Raw genomic sequence first — 20863 nt, forward strand, 5'->3', positions numbered from 1 at the left:
TTACTTCCAGCTCCTTCCACGGCATTCTGAAATGTGTTCAAATCCTAATTCATCTAAAAGTGCTGGTAATTCTTCAATAATTGTTGGACATACAAACGGATCAACGAAGTTGGCTGTTCCAACTGCTACTGCACTTGCACCAGCGTAGAAGAACTCAATTACATCTTCCGCCGATTCGATACCACCCATTCCGATGATTGGAATGTTAACAGCTTGACTCACTTCGTGCACCATGCGAATTGCCACTGGCTTAATCGCTGGTCCAGATAGTCCGCCTGTACGATTTGCTAAAATTGGTTTTGCTGTTTTTAAATCTAAACGCATGCCAAGCAATGTATTAATCATCGTTAACCCGTCTGCTCCCGCGTTTTCAATTGCTTTTGCAATCTCAACAATGTTTGCAACGTTTGGTGATAGCTTTACGTATACCGGAACTTCAGATACTTCTTTTACACGTTTCGTTAAATCTGCTGCAATTTCCGGTACTGTACCGAAAGCAATTCCACCTGTCTTCACATTTGGGCAAGAAATATTTAATTCTAATGCATGAACATTCGGTGCTTTTGAAATTTCTTTCGCAACTGCCACATAGTCTTCAGCTTGTGATCCTGCAACGTTCGCAATAATTGGCAGATCAAACTGTTCTAGCCATGGTAATTCTGAAGTCATCACCTTTTCTAACCCTGGGTTTTGAAGCCCGATTGCATTTAGCATTCCGCCCGGTGTTTCGGCAACACGAGGCGTTGGATTTCCATAACGAGGTTGTTCCGTTGTTGCTTTAATCATGATTGATCCAAGTACACTTAAATCATAAAATTGTGCATACTCACGACCAAACCCGAAGCAACCAGATGCTGGGATGATTGGATTCTTTAATGATAATCCTGGTAATTCAACTTGCAATCTGTTCATAGTACAACCTCCCCGATTGGAAATACTGGCCCGTCGCTACACACCTTCTTGTAAGAATGTCCACTTGGATCTTCTTGTAAGTGGCATACACATGCAAAACACGCTCCAATACCACAGCCCATACGTTCTTCAAGTGAAATGTATGCTTTTTTCTCTTTATAACGCCCTTCTAGTGCACGTAACATTGCAAGTGGGCCGCAGGAGTAAAGAATGTCAAAATCAATTCCATATGCATCAATTACATCTGTTACAAATCCTTTTGTCCCATGCGTGCCGTCTACTGTTGCAACGTACGTATCACCAAGTTCTGCAAATTTCTCTTCGTAGAAGACAACATCTTTTGTTTGGAAACCTAGGATATGAATGACACGTACTCCTTTTGCAACAAGGCGTTGTGATAGCTCATAAAGTGGTGGTACACCAATTCCGCCTCCTACTAATAGAGCAGTTTGCCTTGCCTCCGCTTCTTCTACCGGAAATCCATGGCCTAATGGTCCTAATACATCTACAAGTTCACCTTGCTTTTTCTTTGCTAATGTTTTTGTTCCTTGTCCTTCTGCACGGTATAGCATTGTAAATTCGTTTTTCTCTTGATCGACATTACAAATACTAATCGGGCGGCGCAGAAGGGGCGCGATGCCCTCTGCGACTTTAATGTGTACAAACTGCCCTGGTTCGTTCATTTGCTGTACAATATCACCTTGAAGCACTAATTCATAAATGTTTTTTGCGATTTCTGTTTGGTTAACGACAATCATATTTTGCTTTTGCATCATGCATGTACCACCTCTTGACGCTCAGACCCTGCAAATTCTTTCATTGCGTGAGCTGAAAATGTCATAGACTCTAGTACTCGTAAAATTGCTCTTGTTGTATCTAATGATGTTAAGCATGCTACACCATTTTCTACAGACTCACGGCGAATACGGAAGCCATCACGCGCTGGTTGTTTTCCTTTTGTTAATGTGTTAATAACAAATTGCGCTTTTCCTTGGCGAATAATATCAAGTAAGTTGTAGTCTTCAGAATCAATTTTGTTTACAACTTGGACTGGAACGCCTTGGTCTGTTAATGATTTCGCAGTTCCTGCTGTCGCTAATAAGTTATAGCCAATTTCATGGAATCGTTTAGCGATTTCTAGTGCTTCTTCTTTATCTTTATCTGCTACTGTGATGATTACAGATCCGTGCGTTGGAATATTGATTCCAGCAGCAACAAGTCCTTTATATAATGCTTTTTCAAGCGTTAAATCTTTACCCATTACTTCCCCTGTTGATTTCATTTCAGGTCCTAATGTTGTATCAACAGAACGTAATTTTGCAAAAGAGAATACTGGAGCTTTTACATATACTTCTTTCTCTTCTGGGCGATATCCCGTTTCATAACCTTGTTCTACAAGATTTTGACCTAAAATAACTTTTGTTGCGATATTCGCCATCGGTACACCTGTAATCTTACTTAAGAATGGTACTGTACGGCTCGCACGTGGGTTTACTTCAATTACATACACTTCATCTTTGAATACTACAAACTGGATATTCAGTAATCCAACAATGTTTAATCCTCTTCCAAGTGCAATTGTATTTTCGATAATTTGTTCTTTCAGTTTTGCAGATAAGCTTTGCGGTGGGTATACTCCAATTGAGTCACCAGAGTGAACTCCAGCGCGTTCAATATGTTCCATAATACCTGGAATGAATACATTTTCACCGTCTGAAATTGCATCTACTTCAATTTCTTTCCCAACCATGTAGCGGTCAATTAATACTGGATGATCTGCATGAACTTTTACTGCGTTTTTCATATAGTGCAGTAGTTCTTCTTGACGATATACAATTTCCATTGCACGTCCGCCAAGTACGTAAGATGGTCTTACTAATACTGGGTAACCAATTTCTTCAGCGATTGCTACCGCTTGTTCTACAGTCGTTGCTGTTTTACCAACTGGTTGCGGGATACCTAGCTCTGTTAAAGCTGCTTCAAATTTATCACGGTCTTCTGCACGGTCTAAATCTTCTAGTGATGTACCTAAAATTTTCACGCCGCGCTCTTGTAATTTTGCCGCTAAGTTAATCGCTGTTTGTCCACCAAACTGAACGATTACACCTTCTGGTTGTTCTAAATCGATGATGTGCATTACATCTTCAATTGTAAGTGGTTCAAAATATAATTTATCTGAAATACTAAAGTCTGTTGAAACTGTTTCTGGGTTGTTATTTATAATAATCGCTTCGTAACCAGCTTCTTTAATTGCCCATACAGAATGAACTGTTGCATAGTCAAACTCGACACCTTGACCGATGCGAATTGGACCAGAGCCAAGAACGACTACACTTTTACGCTCTGTAACGATTGATTCGTTTTCATCACCATATGTGCTGTAGTAGTAAGGCGTTGCCGATTCAAATTCTGCCGCACATGTATCTACCATTTTGAATACTGGTGTCATGCCGTTTTCTTTACGCATATCGTAAACTTCACGCTCTGTTTTACCCCAAGCAGCTGCGATGTAATGATCACTGAATCCCATTGCTTTTGCTTCTTGTAATACTTCCATATTGCCTACATTGTTTTTAACGTTAAGCTCCATAGTTACGATGTTTTCAACTTTTTGTAAGAAGAAGAAGTCCATTTCACACCATGCATTAATTTCTTCTTTCGTTACACCTTGACGAATTGCTTCTGCTACAACGAATAGACGCTCATCATCTGCTTTTATAATACGTTTTTTCATTGTTTCTTTATCAAGCTCTTTTAAGTAATCAAGCTCTAAATGATAAATACCAAGCTCTAAAGAACGAACTGCTTTTAATAATGATTCTTCTAAATTACGACCGATTGACATGACTTCCCCAGTCGCTTTCATTTGTGTGCCAAGCGTTCTGTTTGCTGACTCAAACTTATCAAATGGCCAACGTGGAATTTTAGAAACAACATAGTCTAAAGCTGGTTCAAAGCATGCATATGTTTTTTGTGTAACCGGGTTTACAATTTCATCAAGTGTTAAGCCGACTGCAATTTTTGCTGCCAATTTTGCAATTGGATATCCTGTTGCTTTTGATGCTAATGCAGATGAACGACTTACACGTGGATTTACTTCGATTACATAGTATTGGAAACTATGCGGATCAAGTGCAAGCTGAACGTTACATCCACCTTCAATTCCTAATGCACGAATAATTCTTAATGAAGTATTACGTAACATTTGATATTCACGGTCACTTAATGTTTGGCTAGGCGCAATAACGATTGAATCTCCTGTATGAACACCAACTGGGTCAATGTTTTCCATATTACATACTACAATCGCATTATCGCTTGCATCGCGCATTACTTCGTATTCGATTTCTTTAAACCCTGCGATACTTTTTTCTAATAAGCACTGCGTTACTGGGCTATGTTTTAAACCGCTTGTTACAATTTCAATTAACTCTTCTTCATTATGGCAAATACCACCGCCAGTTCCGCCTAGCGTAAATGCAGGGCGAACGATAACTGGATAATCAATTACTTTTACAAATTCATATGCTTCATCAAGCGTATGAATAATTTCACTTGGTGGTACTGGTTCGTTTAAGTCTTGCATTAATGTACGGAATAAATCACGATCTTCCGCTTGCTCAATTGCTGATAATTTTGTTCCTAAAATTTCAACTCCGCACTCGTCAAGTACGCCTGATTTTGCAAGTTCAACCGCCATATTTAAGCCTGTTTGGCCACCTAATGTTGGTAAGATTGCATCTGGACGTTCTTTACGAATAATACGGCTTACAAATTCTAATGTTAATGGCTCAATGTATACTTTATCTGCTGTTGCAGTATCTGTCATAATTGTTGCTGGGTTAGAGTTTACAAGGATTACTTTGTAACCTTCTTCTTTAAGAGATTGACAAGCTTGCGTTCCAGAGTAGTCAAACTCCGCTGCTTGCCCGATTACAATAGGTCCTGATCCGATTACTAAAATTGTGTTAATGTCTAGGCGTTTTGGCATAACTCTTCCCCTTCTTTCTTGAAGTTTTCAATCATTGTTAAGAAATCTTCGAATAAATCATTTGCATCTTCTGGTCCTGCTGAAGCTTCTGGATGGTATTGTACTGTAAATGCTGGGAACTTCGTATGACGAAGACCTTCTACTGTTCCATCATTTAAAGCTACATGTGTAATTTCAAGATCTGTACTTTTAACTGATTCTTCTTCTACTGCGTAACCATGGTTTTGAGAAGTAATGGCTACTTTTCCAGTTGCAAGATGCTTTACTGGATGATTTAAACCACGGTGACCGAATTTTAACTTGCTTGTATTTGCACCAGATGCTAGAGCGAACAATTGATGCCCAAGGCAAATTCCAAATAATGGTACTTTTCCGATAATGTCTTTTAGCATTTCAATTGCTTCTGGTACATCTTTTGGATCCCCAGGTCCATTACTTAACATAATTCCATCTGGGCTAAGGCGTAAAATTTCTTCGGCAGTTGTATTGTATGGTACAACGATTACGTCACAATCACGTTTATTTAGTTCTCGTAAAATACCATGCTTCATACCGAAGTCTACAAGTACAACGCGATGGCCACGGCCTGGACTTGGATATGGATCTTTTGTTGATACGCGTTTCACATGATCTGTAAAGACTGTCTCTTTTAATTGGCTAACGATGTACTCTACATCCGCATCCATGTTGCAAAGACGTCCGCGTAATGTTCCATATTGACGAATTTTTCGTGTTAATTTTCTTGTATCAATTCCTGCTAATCCTGGAATGTTTCTTTCTTTTAAATAATCATCTAACGAAATTTCATTACGGAAGTTAGATGGGTGATCACAAATTTCGTTTACTATTAAACCATCTACAGATGGATGAATTGATTCGAAATCATCACGGTTAATGCCGTAGTTTCCGATTAATGGGTACGTAAATGTTACAATTTGACCGCAGTATGATGGATCAGATAGTGTTTCTTGATATCCAGTCATTCCAGTTGTAAATACAACTTCACCTGACTTCTCGATTTCTCCTCCGAAACCTTTTCCAATTAATACTGTTCCATCTTCTAAGATAAGCTGTCTTTTCATACTAATGCACTCTCCTTTTGCCATGCGATCTTACCGTCAACTAATGTCATAATCGGCCATCCTTGACATTTCCAGCCCGTAAATGGCGTATTTTTTCCTTTTGATAAGAATGTTGCTGGGTCAATCTCTTCTTCTTGTTCTAAATCGATAATTGTAATATCAGCTGCTCTTCCTTCTTGCAGGCGACCAGCTTCTAAACCAAATGTATCTGCCGGTTTTACTGTTAAGAATTGAACCAATTGTTCTAATGTGATGATTCCTTTTTTCACAAAGTTTGTATAAAGTAATGGGAATGCTGTTTCAAAACCAGTAATTCCAAACGGTGCTCTTTCAATACCTTGTGCTTTTTCTTCTGCTGTATGTGGTGCATGATCTGTTGCGATCATATCGATTGTTCCATCTAATAACCCTTCAATTAATGCTTCTTGGTCTTCCTTTCCTCGAAGCGGTGGGTTCATTTTAAAGTTTGGATCAGCCGATGGGATATCATCTTCACATAATACTAAGTGATGTGGTGTTACTTCTGCTGTTACTTTAATTCCAGCACGTTTTGCATCACGAATCACGCGTACAGATCCTTTTGTACTTACGTGACATACGTGATAGTGGCAATCCGCTGCTTCCGCCAGTAATATGTCCCGGGCAATATGTACAGATTCACATACTGATGGGATACCGTTTAATCCGTGTTTCTCAGAAAACTTCCCTTCATGTACACAACCTTTATTAATTAGCGTATTTTCTTCACAGTGTGCAACAACTGCCATATTTAATTTTGCTGCACGCTTCATTGCAGCTAGCATCATACTTGCATCTTGTACGCCTACCCCATCATCAGTAAACGCGAATGCACCGAGTTCTTTTAACGTTTCAAAGTCTGTCATTTCAGAACCTGCTTGGCGTACTGTAATAGCGCCATATGGCAGTACATTTACATGTGCTTTTTCTTGAATTCGTTTTTGCAAATCTTCCATATGTTCTTTGCAGTCTGGTACAGGACGTGTATTTGGCATTGCACAAATTGTTGTAAATCCACCTTTTGCTGCCGCAAGTGTGCCTGTTTCAATTGTTTCTTTATGCTCACCACCCGGTTCACGAAGATGTACATGTACATCAATTAGCCCAGGTGCAATTAATTTTCCATTTACATCAATTACTTCTACATTTTCAGCAGTGATATTTTCTGCTACTTTCGCAATTTTACCGTCTTGTACGAGAAGGTCTGTTGTGACGATAGTTCCCTCTTCATTTACATAGCGACCATTTTTAAACAAATAATTCATGTTTCATTCCTCCTAATACATTTGGTAATGCGCGTTTTAATACAGCCATTCTTACATAAACACCGTTTTCCATTTGTTTAAAAATGCGTGAGCGCTCACACTCGACAAGTTCACTTGCAATTTCCACATCACGGTTTACAGGTGCTGGGTGCATAATAATGCTTCCTGGCTTCATGCGTTTCTCACGTTCAATCGTTAAACCGTGCTGTTCATGATACTCTTTCATAATATCTGTTTCATAGTGATCATGACGCTCATGCTGCACGCGTAGTAACATCATTACATCAACTTCTGGAACTAATTCGTCTAATGCTTTGTACGTTCCAAATGTGTTCGTTTCATCTTTCCATTCTTCTGGACTTGCAAAATAAACAGTTGCTCCTAACTTCGTTAACGCCTCTGCATTTGAGCGCGCTACCCGGCTATGACTGATATCTCCAACAATTGCCACTTTCAGTCCTTCAAATGTTCCAAATTCTTGTTTTATCGTTAGTAGATCAAGCAAGCATTGTGTTGGATGATTTCCACATCCATCCCCTGCATTTAAGATTGGAATATTCACTTGCTCTCTAAGCTCATCGAAATAGCGATCTTGCTCGTGGCGGATGACAACAGCTTTTGTTCCTATCGATTCTAGTGTTTTTACCGTATCGTACAATGTTTCTCCTTTTTGTACGCTAGAAGATTCTGCTGTAAAGTCGAGAACATCTAGTCCTAAACGCTTCTCTGCTACTTCAAAGCTAAAACGCGTTCTTGTACTATTCTCAAAGAATAAATTTGCAACAAACGTTTGCTCTGTCGCTTTTATACCCTTTCCGCTTGCGAAATCTTCTGCATCTTTTAGGATTTCTGAAATCTCCTGCTCCGATAACTCACTCATCGTTAACAAATGGTTCATTGTCATCCCTCATCTTTCTAATTTTTATAATAGTACATATGAATTTTTATTATATTAACCGCATAAAAACACCCTAGCCATGTGAGACTAGGGTGTAACAAACTACACACCCTTTTCCGTCTCACAGGACTGAATTAAAAGGCTGTCTTTATGAAGCAATTCGCTTTGATTGTTTTTTCGTTTTCATTTTAGGTAAAACTAGATTTAACAGTACTCCCACCATTGCTGCAAGAGCCATACCTTCTACCTGGAAAGACTGGCCGATATGAAGCACTGCACCGCCTATTCCAATGACTAGTATGACAGATGCAATCATTAGATTGCGCTTATCTCCTAAATCTATTTTCTCATCTACTAACATGCGTAAACCACTTGATGCAATCACACCGAAGAGTAAGATTGATACACCACCCATTACCGGCGTTGGAATCGAATGGATAAGTGCTGAGATTTTCCCAATAAACCCGAAGATAATCGCAAATACTGCTGATCCGACGAACAAGTACACGCTATATGCTCTAGTAATCGCAAGTACTCCAATATTTTCACCATACGTTGTATTTGGCGGTCCTCCAATTGTGGACGCGATAAATGTTGCAATGCCGTCTCCCATAATAGAGCGATGCAAACCAGGAGTTTCAATCAAGTCTCTATTTACAACACTTCCAAGTACAATTTGATGTCCGATATGTTCTGAAATCGTTACAATCGCAACTGGTACCATGACTAGGACGATTTTCCACGAAAACTCTGGTGTATATGTGACAAATGGTACGATGAAGTCTGGCACGTCGAACCACTTTGCTTCTACCACTGGTTTCAAGTCGACTAAGCCTTGGAAGTAGGCAAAGATATAACCACCTATGATTCCAATTAATACTGGTATGATGCTAAAGAAGCCTCTTCCAAAAATCGAGCAGATGATTGTAATTGCTAATGTTACGAGCGCAACTGAAAAGTGTGTAAAGCTATATTTTCCATCTGCATTATTCATTGCCATATTTACCGCTGTGTGCGCAAGCCCAAGTCCAATTACCATAACAACTGGACCAACTACAATTGGTGGTAAGAGATTCATAATCCAGTTCGATCCAGACTTTTTAATGCCAAGTGCAATCAACATGTAAACAAGTCCTGCCATCATTCCGCCAAGCATAGCTGCTCCTGGACCGCCTGCTGCTTTTGCTGTAATAATTGGTGCAATGAATGCAAACGATGATCCGAGGTAAGCAGGTACTTGCCCTTTCGTCACAAGCAAGAATGCTAACGTTCCGAGTCCACTTGAAATTAAAGCAACTGCTGGATTTAATCCTGTTAAAAATGGAACAAGCACCGTTGCCCCGAACATAGCGAATAAATGCTGTATACTTAACAATAACCATTTTCCTGGCTTTGGTACTTCATGAATATCTAACACTGGCTTTTGTTCCATTGTTATCTCCTCCTCCAATGTTGAAAACTTGCAATAAAAAAACTCTTTGTGACTATGCACAAAGAGTCCTATACTTACGTATGTCAAATTAGACATATGAAAGTCAAGACCCTTTGGCAGCCTCACGGGACTACATTTAAAAGGGCTTTATTTTTTTTTCGTATATGCTTACTCGATCTTGTTTATCTGTTTCTCGAAGGTCTACTTCAATACGCTCTTCGCTTGATGTTGGAATGTTTTTCCCAACATAATCAGCGCGAATTGGCAGTTCACGGTGACCTCTATCTACAAGAACAGCTAACTGAATTTGTGATGGTCTACCGATATCCATCAATGCATCCATAGCAGCTCGCACTGTTCTTCCTGTATATAATACGTCATCAACAAGAATGACTTTTTTATTTGTAATGTCAACTGGAATGTCTGAACCTTTTACAAGCGGTTCTTTGTTTTTAGATTGCAAAGTCAAGTCATCACGATATAACGTAATGTCTAATTCACCGACGGCCATTTCTTTTCCTTCAATTTGACCAATTCGTTCTGCTAAACGTTGAGCGATGAAAATGCCGCGTGTTTTAATGCCAACTAGAACACAATTTTCAACACCCTTATTACGTTCTACAATTTCATGACTAATGCGTGTTAAAGCGCGGCGAATCATTTGATCATCTAGTACCACTGCTTTTTCTTTCATGTTCTTCACCTCCAGGCTTTTTTTCTTGCGTGAGAGGAATGGTATAAAAAAACCCCTCTCGCCGTCGTGTGCGAGAGGGGTTTCTGAAAAAGGATATAAAGATACCCTATGCATTTCAAACCGTTACCTTCTCAACCTCACGGGGTTGTGTTAAAGGACTTATTCAACTGATGTTATTATGTCAGTTTTTATAACGATTGTCAATATTATTTTCGTAAATCATTTAGAAGCTCTACAAAAACTTGTGGAACTGGTGCTTCAAATTCTAAATATTCACCTGTACGCGGGTGAATAAAACCTAAAATACCTGCATGCAAAGCTTGACCATTTATATCAAATGTTTTCTTCGGACCATATTTCGGATCACCTGCAAGTGGATAACCAATATATTTCATATGTACACGAATTTGATGCGTGCGGCCTGTTTCTAATTGACACTCCACATGAGTGAAGTTATTAAAACGTTCTAATACTCGGAAATGAGTCACAGCATGTTTTCCATTTTCATCAACGGTCATACTTTGACGATCTTGTTTATGACGACCAATTGGCGCATCAATCGTTCCTTTATCATGTGGAATAACACCATGAACAATTGCTTGATAACGTCTTGTTACCGTCTTTGCTACAAGCTGGTTAACAAGCGCCTCATGTGCCATATCATTTTTTGCCACCATCAATAACCCAGATGTATCTTTATCAATGCGATGCACAATCCCTGGGCGCATTACACCATTTATACCTGATAAATCTGTGCAATGATACATAAGACCATTTACAAGTGTACCACTTGTGTGTCCCGGGGCTGGATGTACAACCATGCCACGCGGCTTATTTACAACCAATACATCAGCATCCTCATAATGAATTTCCAAATTCATATCTTCGGCCTGGATATCAAGTTCTTCTGGTTCTGGAATGGTAACTATAATTTCATCATTTGTTTTTACTTTATAATTCCCTTTAACGTCTTTTCCATTTACCGTTACAACACCATCTTTAATCCATTGCTGTACTTGTGAACGAGACCATTCATTATTCACTCCAGCAACAAATTTATCAATCCGTTCATTCTTTTGCTCTTCTGAAACTGTTACTTGTACTACTTCGCTCATTATTTACTCCTTTATGTTCTTTCCTTCTAGTAATGTTTGAATAATAATTAACGCCACTCCTACACATAATGCCGAGTCCGCAACGTTAAACACTGGGAAGTTATACGAAAAAATATACGTATGAATAAAATCAACAACCTCTTTTCGTACGACACGATCAATAAAATTACCAATTGCCCCGCCTAAAATAAGCCCCAGCGAAATACCGAGAAGCTTGTCTGTCTTTGCATATTTCTTCATATAAAACAGAATAAAGATTACAAAGATAACCGTAATAACGTAAAAGAACCACATTTTATTTTCTAGAATACCCCATGCAGCTCCGCGGTTGCGGTGAGACGTTATATACAGCACATTATCAATAATCGGAATGCTCTCACCTAACTCCATTTCCTTCACGATAATCCATTTTGATACTTGATCAATGGCAATCACAAATAATGCTATTAAATAATATATCATTTTCGTTTCCCCCACAATGACAGTATACCTCAAAATTTTAGCATAGCTGCTATGTTTTCACAATGAAGCATCGCATTGGAGCATAAAATAAAATGAACTAGGTAATATAATATTGTTGTCTTTAAAGTGTTTTTACTTTTTCATAAAAGCACTCATAAATTGTACGTGCTGTCGGCATCCCCTTTAATTGTCTAAGTGTCATTTGTTGTCCGGTTTCCTCACAAATTCCATACATCCCTATTTCCATTTTCCAAAGCGCTCGCTCTACATCTTTTAAATCTTCCCTCATATCATGCAATAATAATTTATTTTTCATATCTGTTTTCGCTATAAATAGCAATTCCTGACCAAATTCCACATCATACGCATACAACTCTTCTTTAGCTAATCTCTCCTGTAATTCTCGCTTCATTAATTGTAGTTCTGCTTGAATTTCCATGTATGTGTCAGTCACAAGTGCGTCCCTCCCGGCTGGAATGTATCGTTAGTTTATCCGAAACACACTCGATTACCGCACACACATTTTTCCTTCCAAGGAAGAAAAAAATCGACTGCCTTGTATGCAGTCGATTTTCCTCATTGCATTATTTTACATAATGTTCAGTTACAACTTCTCCGCAACGCTTACATAATGTTGGATGGTCCGCATTACTTCCTACTGTTTCAGAGACAACCCAGCAACGTTCACATGTTTCACCAGTTGCTTGCGCTACAACAACAGCTGTATGTTCATATTTCGGTGCATCAGCTGGTGCTTCTTCCATCGTTCCACCAAGATGGTACTCAGAAACGATAAATAATTGTTTCACATCTTCTGTAATGGATTGTAACAATTCTTTCATTTCTGCTGTTGGATAAAGTGTGATACTTGCATTTAATGATTTACCAATTACTTTTGCATTACGTGCATCTTCTAACGCTTTTAGTACGTCATCGCGAAGTGTCATAAATGCATCCCATTTTCCTTTTAACTCTTCAGCATCCTCTACTTCTACAACTTCCGGCATATCAGTTAATTGGACGCTCTCTTCTACTACTTCAGGGATATACGGCCATACTTCATCTGCTGTATGCGGTAAAATTGGCGTTACAAGTTTTGTTAATGAAACAAGTACATCATATAGTACCGTTTGAATTGCACGACGCTCATGATTATTTTCTGCTTCGATATATAAAATATCTTTTGCAAAATCTAAATAGAATGAACTTAAATCAATTGTACAGAAGTTATGAATCGCATGATATACAGCAGCAAATTCATATGTTTCATAAGCATCTTTTACTTTTGCAATTAAGTCATTTAATTTCACTAGCATGTAACGATCTACTTCACGTAGTTCAGCTTTTGCTACTGCATCTTGACTTGGATTAAAGTCAGCTAAGTTTCCTAATAAGAAACGGAATGTATTACGGATTTTACGATATACTTCTGCTACTTGTTTTAAAATATCATCTGAAATACGTACATCAGATTGATAATCAACAGAAGATACCCATAGGCGTAAAATATCTCCACCTAATTGATCCATGATTTTCTTCGGTACAACAATATTCCCGATAGATTTACTCATTTTACGACCTTCACCGTCTAGTACGAAGCCATGACTTAAAACGCCTTTATATGGTGCTTTACCTGTTACCGCAACTGCTGTTGATAACGAAGAGTTAAACCAGCCACGATATTGGTCAGATCCTTCTAAGTACAAATCAGCTGGACGTTGTAAGTCTTCGCGCTCTTCTAGGACAGCTTGATGAGAAGAACCTGAATCAAACCATACGTCCATAATATCTGTTTCTTTACGGAACTCACCATTTGGACTAGATGGATGTGTAAATCCTTCTGGTAATAAATCATTCGCTTCACGTTCAAACCATACATTCGAACCATGTTCACGGAATAACGCTGCTACATGATTAATTGTCTCATCTGTAATAATTGGTTCACCATTTTCTGCATAGAATACAGGAATCGGAACACCCCATGCACGTTGACGAGAAATACACCAGTCACCGCGATCACGAACCATGTTATGAAGACGTGTTTCTCCCCAAGCTGGCACCCATTTTGTTTCCTCTACAGCTTGTAATAATTCACTGCGGAACGCTTCAATAGACGCAAACCATTGCGCAGTTGCTCGGAAAATAATTGGTTGTTTCGTTCTCCAGTCATGTGGATAAGAATGCGTAATAAATGTTAACTTTAATAACGCACCAACCTCTTCTAATTTTTCTGTAATTGGTTTATTTGCCTTATCATAGAATAGTCCTTCAAACCCTGGAGCTTCACTTGTTAATACACCTTTATCATCAACTGGACAAAGAACTTCTAAACCGTATTTCTTTCCAACAAGGAAGTCATCTTCCCCGTGCCCAGGTGCTGTATGTACACAACCTGTACCAGCATCTGTCGTGACATGTTCACCAAGCATTACAAGAGAATCACGGTCGTAGAATGGATGTTTCGCCGTTGTATATTCAAGCTCGCTACCTTTTACTGTTTTCACAACTTCAGCATTTTCCCACTCTAATGTTTTCGTAACTGTTTCAAATAGTTCAGAAGCGATAATATATTTTTCATTATTTACTTTCACAACACTATATTCAAGTTCTGGATGAACAGAAATACCTAAGTTAGCTGGTAACGTCCAAGGTGTTGTTGTCCAAATGATGAACTTCTCATCACCCTCTAAAACATTCTTTCCATCTTTTACAGGGAATGCTACATAAATAGATGCAGATTTTTTATCTTTATATTCAATTTCTGCTTCTGCTAATGCAGATTCACTTGTTGGAGACCAGTAAACAGGTTTTTGTCCTTTATAGATATAACCTTTTTTCGCCATTTCGCCGAATACCTTAATTTGCTGTGCTTCATATGCTGGCTCTAATGTAATGTATGGATTATCCCAATCACCGCGTACACCTAAACGTTTAAATTGCTCGCGCTGACGATTTACTTGCTCGTATGCGTATTCTTCACAAAGTTTACGGAATTCAGCAACTGTCATTTCTTTACGCTTAACACCTTTATTTGTTAAGGCTTGCTCAATTGGTAGTCCGTGTGTATCCCAACCTGGTACATATGGTGCACAGTATCCCGTCATTGATTTAAAACGAACAATAAAGTCTTTTAATACTTTATTTAACGCATGTCCCATATGAATGTCACCATTCGCATATGGCGGTCCATCATGCAGTACAAACAGCGGACGTTCTTTTGTACGTTCTTGTACTTTTTCATAAATGTTCACTTCAGCCCATTTTTCTTGCATAACAGGCTCACGTTTCGGTAAATTCCCACGCATTGGAAATTCTGTTTTTGGCATTAATAATGTATCTTTATACTCCATACTTAATTCCTCCTTGAATATATAAAAGATTGACACTTTTTCTAAATAAATGGAATAAAAAAGAGACCTTCTCATCCCCAAAAAGGGACGAGAAGGTCTCCCGCGGTACCACCCTAGTAGACTACTACATATAGTAATCCTCTTTATATTCTTAACGCGAATACACGCCTCTGCTTACTTTGTTGTTCAGCGAGGAACTCCAGGGTGATATTCCCATTCTCTCCTTATCCTGAGCTTCCACCGCCCTCAGTTCGCTATATAAGGTATGAAAAAAGTACTTATCCCTATCTTCGTTTTTCTAAAAAATTATGTTGTATAGAATTATATGTAATAATGAGAAAAACGTCAAGTTTACACAGTTTCTTCTTTCTTAAGAAGCTCATCTACTTCTTCTTCTAACTCGATTAACTTGTCCCAATCGTCATTGTTTAACATTTCAAGCTGCGCTTCTATTAGCATACGGAAACGCGTACGGAACACTTTTGCTTGCTTTTTCAGCTCTTCAATATCAAATGCCACTTTTCTTGATTTTACTAACGCTTCGTTAACAATACGGTCTGCATTTTTTTCTGCTTCACGAACAATTAACTTTGCTTCTTTTTGTGCATTACGCTTTACTTCTTCTGCTGCTTCTTGTGCTACAACGATAGATTTGTTTAATGTATCTTCAATATTGGAGAAATGATCTAATTTCCCTTCTAGTTGTGCAACTTTTTCTTCTAATGATTTTTTCTCACGAATTACTAATTCATAATCTTTAATGATTTGATCAAGGAATTCATTTACTTGATCCTCATCATAGCCACGAAAACCACGACTAAATTCTTTATTATGAATATCTAACGGTGTTAACGGCACAAACGCCACCTCCAAGTAGGTTATCTAAATTTTCTTTTTTAATTATATCTTTTCTTCGACAAAATGGGAGATTTTCCTTCTAAAAAAAGAAATCATTTTAAAGTCCCATACAAAATTCTCCATTTATCGCGCTTTGTTTTTCCCTCAGCAGCGAGTAATTTACCTCTACCATGACCTCTTACAGAAAATACATCTCCCGGAAAACATTCATAAGCAGATCGATCAACGACTTTCCAGTTTACTTTCACAAGACCATTTTTAATGAATGGCTGTACCTTTTGTCGAGATAGATGAAACATTTCTGATAGCAGTACATCTAATCGAAGTGACGGGACGGTACCTGACTTTTCATCCCACTGATCTTCTATATGTAATGCACGATCAATTGACACAGGTGATAATGATACTTTTGTTTTTCCAATTGATTGTAAATTCATTTCTATATACGACACAACTTCTTTTGCAACTACAATTTGGGCACGATTGTTCTGAAGCCAAATATCTCCGCATTTCTCCCGCTTTAAGCCAAGAGACATAAATGCTCCTAATATTTGACGATGCTCTAGCGTATAAAATTTAGAAGGATAGTCAATTTCTAATATTTCTATTTGAAACTCTTCTGCATTCGGCAGAAAGTAATCGGGATAAATTAACGCCCGTTTTCTTTCTGCACTCGGGGTAGCCCCGTATAACTGAAATGCAGCATCACCTTGATGTCCAACAATCATAGAAACAATTTGTTGTTCTCGCGGATCAAGAAAATCAGTAAGTTTTACTTGATGGTATTCTTCTGCTGCTTGCTTCCATTCTAATACTTTATCAACGAAAACTGTTTCTTCAGGTCTAAAATGTTCATAGATGCTCATCTATATTTCCCTATATCAAAAAGAATTCAAATACACGTACCAATCCTGATTTTGCAAAACGTAGTACAAGAATCGCCACAATTGGAGAAATATCAATTACACCTAATGGTGGAATAAACCTCCGAAACGGTTCTAAATACGGCTCACAAATACGGGCTAGGAAATCACCAAATGTTGACTCTCTAGCTCCCGGAACCCAGGATAAAAGGATATAAACAATAAGCGCAAATGAATAAATTTCGAATAGATAGTACAAAATTTGAAAAATTACCATCATAGTGCACTACCACCTTTTTATATTTGTTTCTTCATCTTCACCAAACAATTCAGAAATTGCCCCAACAATATCTACATTATCTGGCGTACATATAAATGTTTTTGGGCCTAACTTTTGAATATCCCCGCCTACTGCATATACAGTTCCACTTAAAAAGTCAACGATACGCACCGCTTGATCTGTAGACATACGTTGCAAATTAATTACAACTGCACGACGGCCTTTCAAATGATCGGCAATCCCCTGTGCTTCTGAGTAAGTACGGGGTTCTAATAAAACAACTTTTGAAGATTGTTTTGCTGTTTCAATGCTTACTACGTTTTGTTTCGTTTGTATCTTTGCAAGAGGAATATCCTGCTCTGGGTCCTGCTGTTTTTTCATTTCATTTTGCTCCTTTTCGTAAGCATAGTGCGCTTCCCGCTCTTCTGGTGTGTCAAAAAAGAAATACTTTACTTTTGACCAACTCATAATCAAATTCTCCTTCCTTTTATTCTTTTCCCACTAAAATCGTTCCCAAACGAATAAAAGTAGCGCCCTCTTCAATTGCAATTGTATAATCATTCGACATTCCCATTGATAACTCCGTACACGGAGCATACGATAGGTTTAAATCTTGTACTTGCTTTTGCAGTTTACGCAACATCTGAAAACAACTACGAATTTGCATTTCATCGTCTGTGTAAGGTGCCATTGTCATCAGTCCAACAACTTCAATTTTATCAAATTGTTGTAAGTTGTAAATAAACTCAATGGTCTCTTCTATATCTAACCCTTGTTTAGACTCTTCTGCTGAGGTTTTTACCTGCACAAAGCAGCGAATAGGTTTCGCTCTTCGTTTTTGAATTTCTTTTGCAAGGGAAAGACGATCAAGTGAATGTAAATAATCAATCTCATTTACAACCTCTTTTACTTTTCTAGATTGCAATGAACCGATAAAATGCCACGTCGCTTTGTCTCCAAAATACTCATACTTCTGTAAAAAACCTTCATTACGATTTTCTCCAAGATGTACAAGCCCAGCTTGTAACACTTCATTGGTTTTTTCAATCCCTACTGTTTTTGTAACAGCAACAAGTGTAATTTCGTCTAAAGATCGATTCACTCGTTGGCATGCTCTTTCAACTTCTTGTTGAATGTATGCTAAATTCTCTTGTACTGTCACTGTTTTCCATCCTCCTTAAAACCAATAAAACTAAGCATTCTTCCTGTCTTTCCATGGTCGCGGCGATGTGAGAAAAATAATTGCGTTTCACAGCTTGTACAAAGAGAAGACATAACAATGTTCTCTTCTTTAATCCCAGCTTGTAAACATAGCAAACGATTTATTTCTTTTAAATCTAGTGCATATTGTCCAGTAGAAATCATGTCATACGGTACGGAGCCATGAAGCACCTGCTTAGCAGCAGATAATACACGCTCATCTACAACATAACAACACGCTCCAATAGATGGACCGATAGCAACGTGTATATCATCAAGCGGTATGCCTTCATTTTTCCACTTACCGATCATTTCACTCGCAATTCCTTTTACGGTTCCTTTCCAGCCAGCATGTGCAAGTCCAATCATTCTATAAGATGGTGCATAAAAATAGAGTGGTACACAATCCGCATAACAAGATGTTAATAACACATCTGTATCATTTGTATATATGCCATCGGTATTTGGGATACCGTCTTCATAGGAAAAGACACCTTTTCCTTTCTCTTGTTTGCCCACTTTTGCAACATGGTGATCATGAACTTGTTCAGAACAAATCCAATTTTCTAATGGAACTTGTAATTTTTCTGCTAAAAGACGGCGATTTTCATGAACATTTTCCACTTTGTCATGAACGTGCAGTCCTAGATTCATTGAATGAAACGCCCCAGTACTCACTCCACCTTCTTTTGTGGTAAATCCAGCTATGATAGGACCCAGTTCTTCCCATATTTGTAAATACAACATATCGTCCTTATATGTAAATGGTTCTCTCATAAAAAGGCTCCTTATAATAAAATAACATAAAAAGTATGGTACTTCCTGTCTATTTTACCATACTTTTATTTTTCCATAATGACAACTAAAAAAAAAGAGAAAATTGTAATATTCTTTAAAAAGTTGTCGGTGTTTGTATTGTTTCTGTAACAGTAGGAACATGATCCGCTCGAACTAATATTACATCTTCCCCTATTTTCACAATTTGTTTCCAAGGGATTACTAATTCCTCTTCTTTTCCAAATAACCCTAACATTTTCCCTTGCTTTGTAATGATAACTGCCTGAATCTTCCCTGTTCTCATATCAATATCGATATCTCCAATGTTTCCAAGCCTTTTTCCGTCGGATACATTGACAACATCTTTCATTTGAAATTCTGAAATACGTATCATTACAATCCACTCCTTGTCACATATTTAACTGACAATCGCAAATTCACCTCAATTAAAAAATGAAGTAAAACTTCCATCAATAAGTTTTTTCCTTCCTACCTAACTTCTTTGGCTCTCTCCGCCTCTTGAGATGAGGCCTGTTAGTATAATCATTAGTAGAGAATCCGTCCCTTCACGTACAAAATCTTTTCTTTATAGCCATTATATGAATATGAAACCTTTCCTATGAACAGAATCTCCCCTCTTAATTCTTACATGAAAGTGGCTGACTAAAAAATTCACTTTTCGGTATGATTCAGCTCAGCGAATTGACTACTTGTATGTCGAATATCGTCGAACGGTCTTTATATTGTGCCGAAACGCCGATATATTGTGAAAAGCGCCGATATATTCTAAAGAGTGGTCGATAACGAAAAAAGAACTGACTTCAAAAGGCACTTATGCGCCTTTTGAAGTCAGTTTCTTAGCCTTGAATTGTTTTATTCATTTGTTTAATTGCTGATTTTTCAAGACGCGACACTTGTGCTTGAGAAATTCCAATTTCCTCAGCCACTTCCATTTGTGTTTTTCCTTGAAAGAAACGCTTGCGAATAATCATCTTTTCTCGTTCATTTAATCTCTTCATTCCTTCTTTTAACGCTAGCTCTTCGACCCATTGCTCGTCCCTTTGTTTATCATCACTTAATTGATCCATAACAAAAATCGGATCTCCACCATCATTGTATATTGGCTCAAATAATGAAACTGGGTCTTGAATCGCATCAAGTGCAAACACAATTTCTTCGTGCGTCACATCAAGTACTTTTGCTATATCCATTGCTGTTGGCTCCTTCGAATTTTCAGCAATGAGTTTTTCGCGTACTTGTAATGCTTTATACGCAATATCTCGCAAAGAACGTGATACTCGTATTGGATTATTATCACGTAAATATCTTCGAATCTCTCCGATAATCATTGGTACAGCATATGTTGAAAATTTAACATTTTGACCTAAATCAAAATTATCAATGGATTTCATAAGTCCAATACAGCCCACTTGAAATAAATCATCAACAAACTCCCCTCTGTTGTTAAATCTTTGGATGACGCTCAGTACAAGACGTAAGTTTCCGTTTACTAGTTTCTCCCTTGCGCTTATATCGCCGCTTTGCATTTCTCGAAATAGCTGTCGCATTTCTTCATTTTTTAGTACTGAAAGTTTTGATGTATCAACACCGCAAATTTCTACTTTGTTTCTCGTCAAAGTGTTCCCTCCTAACGGGAGTTGCTGTA

Annotated in this window: 20 protein-coding genes and 1 other annotated feature; all 20 genes read right to left on the bottom strand. The window is 38.1% G+C overall.

Annotated elements, in window-relative coordinates; genetic code table 11:
* Entirely contained in the window at positions 1 to 912 is a 912-nt protein-coding gene (gene pyrD / locus BR72_RS00630; protein WP_035429089.1) for a dihydroorotate oxidase B catalytic subunit, read from the bottom strand.
* On the bottom strand, positions 909 to 1688 hold the full coding sequence (pyrK, locus tag BR72_RS00635; RefSeq protein WP_035429092.1) for a dihydroorotate oxidase B electron transfer subunit: 780 nt from the start codon (positions 1686 to 1688) through the stop codon (positions 909 to 911). The genes pyrD and pyrK overlap by 4 nt, the downstream gene beginning before the upstream one ends.
* On the bottom strand, positions 1685 to 4903 hold the full coding sequence (gene carB, locus BR72_RS00640) for a carbamoyl-phosphate synthase large subunit (RefSeq protein ID WP_035429093.1): 3219 nt from the start codon (positions 4901 to 4903) through the stop codon (positions 1685 to 1687). The genes pyrK and carB overlap by 4 nt, the downstream gene beginning before the upstream one ends.
* Positions 4888 to 5985 (bottom strand): carbamoyl phosphate synthase small subunit, encoded by a 1098-nt coding sequence (locus BR72_RS00645; protein ID WP_035429095.1) that lies wholly within the window; start codon positions 5983 to 5985, stop codon positions 4888 to 4890. The genes carB and BR72_RS00645 overlap by 16 nt, the downstream gene beginning before the upstream one ends.
* Positions 5982 to 7268: a dihydroorotase gene (gene pyrC, locus BR72_RS00650; protein ID WP_035429097.1), complete on the bottom strand. Its 1287-nt coding sequence runs from the start codon at positions 7266 to 7268 to the stop codon at positions 5982 to 5984. Before pyrC ends, BR72_RS00645 begins: the two co-directional genes overlap by 4 nt.
* A complete protein-coding gene (locus BR72_RS00655; RefSeq protein ID WP_035429099.1) occupies positions 7252 to 8166 on the bottom strand; it encodes an aspartate carbamoyltransferase catalytic subunit in 915 nt (304 codons plus the stop codon). The genes pyrC and BR72_RS00655 overlap by 17 nt, the downstream gene beginning before the upstream one ends.
* A 148-nt stretch (positions 8167 to 8314) precedes the next feature.
* Positions 8315 to 9598: a solute carrier family 23 protein gene (locus BR72_RS00660; protein WP_035429100.1), complete on the bottom strand. Its 1284-nt coding sequence runs from the start codon at positions 9596 to 9598 to the stop codon at positions 8315 to 8317.
* Between the two features lie 136 nt (positions 9599 to 9734).
* On the bottom strand, positions 9735 to 10292 hold the full coding sequence (gene pyrR / locus BR72_RS00665; RefSeq protein WP_035429102.1) for a bifunctional pyrimidine operon transcriptional regulator/uracil phosphoribosyltransferase: 558 nt from the start codon (positions 10290 to 10292) through the stop codon (positions 9735 to 9737).
* 206 nt (positions 10293 to 10498) lie between these two features.
* Positions 10499 to 11407 (bottom strand): RluA family pseudouridine synthase, encoded by a 909-nt coding sequence (locus tag BR72_RS00670; protein ID WP_035429104.1) that lies wholly within the window; start codon positions 11405 to 11407, stop codon positions 10499 to 10501.
* A 3-nt stretch (positions 11408 to 11410) separates the two neighbouring features.
* Complete coding sequence (gene lspA / locus BR72_RS00675) at positions 11411 to 11869, bottom strand: signal peptidase II (RefSeq protein ID WP_035429106.1); 459 nt, start codon at positions 11867 to 11869, stop codon at positions 11411 to 11413.
* Positions 11870 to 11990: 121 nt separating this feature from the next.
* Positions 11991 to 12323 carry a TraR/DksA C4-type zinc finger protein gene (locus BR72_RS00680; RefSeq protein ID WP_035429109.1) on the bottom strand — a complete coding sequence of 111 codons (333 nt, stop codon included), beginning with the start codon at positions 12321 to 12323 and terminating at the stop codon, positions 11991 to 11993.
* A gap of 130 nt (positions 12324 to 12453) precedes the next feature.
* Positions 12454 to 15219 carry an isoleucine--tRNA ligase gene (gene ileS / locus BR72_RS00685; RefSeq protein WP_035429112.1) on the bottom strand — a complete coding sequence of 922 codons (2766 nt, stop codon included), beginning with the start codon at positions 15217 to 15219 and terminating at the stop codon, positions 12454 to 12456.
* A gap of 80 nt (positions 15220 to 15299) precedes the next feature.
* Positions 15300 to 15519, bottom strand: a binding site (T-box leader).
* Positions 15520 to 15570: 51 nt separating this feature from the next.
* Positions 15571 to 16077 carry a septum site-determining protein DivIVA gene (divIVA, locus tag BR72_RS00690; protein WP_035429114.1) on the bottom strand — a complete coding sequence of 169 codons (507 nt, stop codon included), beginning with the start codon at positions 16075 to 16077 and terminating at the stop codon, positions 15571 to 15573.
* A 92-nt stretch (positions 16078 to 16169) separates the two neighbouring features.
* Positions 16170 to 16943, bottom strand: a complete 774-nt coding sequence (locus BR72_RS00695; protein WP_035429117.1) for a YlmH family RNA-binding protein — start codon at positions 16941 to 16943, stop codon at positions 16170 to 16172.
* 10 nt (positions 16944 to 16953) lie between these two features.
* Positions 16954 to 17220, bottom strand: a complete 267-nt coding sequence (locus tag BR72_RS00700) for a YggT family protein (RefSeq protein ID WP_035429119.1) — start codon at positions 17218 to 17220, stop codon at positions 16954 to 16956.
* A gap of 6 nt (positions 17221 to 17226) precedes the next feature.
* Entirely contained in the window at positions 17227 to 17688 is a 462-nt protein-coding gene (locus tag BR72_RS00705; protein ID WP_035429121.1) for a cell division protein SepF, read from the bottom strand.
* A gap of 19 nt (positions 17689 to 17707) precedes the next feature.
* Positions 17708 to 18382: a YggS family pyridoxal phosphate-dependent enzyme gene (locus BR72_RS00710; RefSeq protein ID WP_035429123.1), complete on the bottom strand. Its 675-nt coding sequence runs from the start codon at positions 18380 to 18382 to the stop codon at positions 17708 to 17710.
* A complete protein-coding gene (pgeF, locus tag BR72_RS00715; protein ID WP_035429125.1) occupies positions 18379 to 19197 on the bottom strand; it encodes a peptidoglycan editing factor PgeF in 819 nt (272 codons plus the stop codon). The genes BR72_RS00710 and pgeF overlap by 4 nt, the downstream gene beginning before the upstream one ends.
* Positions 19198 to 19312: 115 nt before the next feature.
* Entirely contained in the window at positions 19313 to 19591 is a 279-nt protein-coding gene (locus tag BR72_RS00720; protein ID WP_035429127.1) for a YlmC/YmxH family sporulation protein, read from the bottom strand.
* A 463-nt stretch (positions 19592 to 20054) separates the two neighbouring features.
* Positions 20055 to 20834 (bottom strand): RNA polymerase sporulation sigma factor SigG, encoded by a 780-nt coding sequence (gene sigG / locus BR72_RS00725; RefSeq protein WP_035429129.1) that lies wholly within the window; start codon positions 20832 to 20834, stop codon positions 20055 to 20057.
* Positions 20835 to 20863 lie beyond the last annotated feature (29 nt).

Origin of the sequence: Bacillus sp. UNC322MFChir4.1 (assembly GCF_000746135.1) — a bacterium.
Taxonomy (GTDB): domain Bacteria; phylum Bacillota; class Bacilli; order Bacillales; family Bacillaceae_G; genus Bacillus_A.